The sequence below is a fragment of the Burkholderia puraquae genome (assembly GCF_002099195.1).
GTDB lineage: Bacteria > Pseudomonadota > Gammaproteobacteria > Burkholderiales > Burkholderiaceae > Burkholderia > Burkholderia puraquae.
Genome location: NZ_NBYX01000070.1, coordinates 1 through 807 on the forward strand (window position 1 = coordinate 1; position 807 = coordinate 807).

The 807-nt window shown below is 65.5% G+C and carries 1 protein-coding gene; it reads left to right on the plus strand.

Annotated features, from left to right (window positions below):
* The coding region (locus B7G54_RS37820) for an aminotransferase class III-fold pyridoxal phosphate-dependent enzyme (RefSeq protein ID WP_133059278.1) at positions 1–807 on the plus strand (807 nt) is incomplete at both ends.

An 807-nucleotide genomic window follows, 5' to 3' on the forward strand; every position in this document is an offset into this window, starting at 1 on the left:
TCGCCAGTTGCAGGAACTGCCGTTCTACAACACGTTCTTCAAGACCACGCACCCGCCGGTGATCGAACTCTCGGCGATGCTCGCGGAAGTCACGCCGAAGGGCTTCAACCACTTCTTCTACTGCAACAGCGGCTCGGAAGGCAACGACACCGTGCTGCGCCTCGTGCACCAGTACTGGCGCGTGCAGGGCCAGCCGCAGAAGAAGTATGTGATCTCGCGCARGAACGGCTACCACGGCTCGACGATCGCGGGCGGCACGCTCGGCGGGATGGGCTACATGCACGAGCAGATGCCGTCGAAGGTCGAGCACATCGTGCATATCGACCAGCCGTATTTCTTCGGCGAAGCGGCGGCCGGCGAGACGCCCGAAGCGTTCGGCCTGGCCCGCGCGCAGCAGCTCGAAGCGAAGATCCTCGAACTCGGCGCGGAGAACGTCGCGGCGTTCATCGGCGAGCCGTTCCAGGGTGCGGGCGGCGTGATCTTCCCGCCGTCGACGTACTGGCCGGAAATCCAGCGGATCTGCCGCAAGTACGACATCCTGCTGGTCGCCGACGAAGTGATCGGCGGCTTCGGCCGCACCGGCGARTGGTTCGCGCACCAGCACTTCGGCTTCGAGCCCGATCTGATCACGATGGCGAAGGGCCTCACGTCGGGCTACGTGCCGATGGGTGCCGTCGGCATTCACGAGCGCGTGGCGCGGCCGATCATCGACAACGGCGAATTCAACCACGGCCTCACGTACTCGGGGCACCCGGTTGCAGCGGCCGTCGCGGTCGCGAACCTGAAGCTGCTGCGCGACGAAGGGAT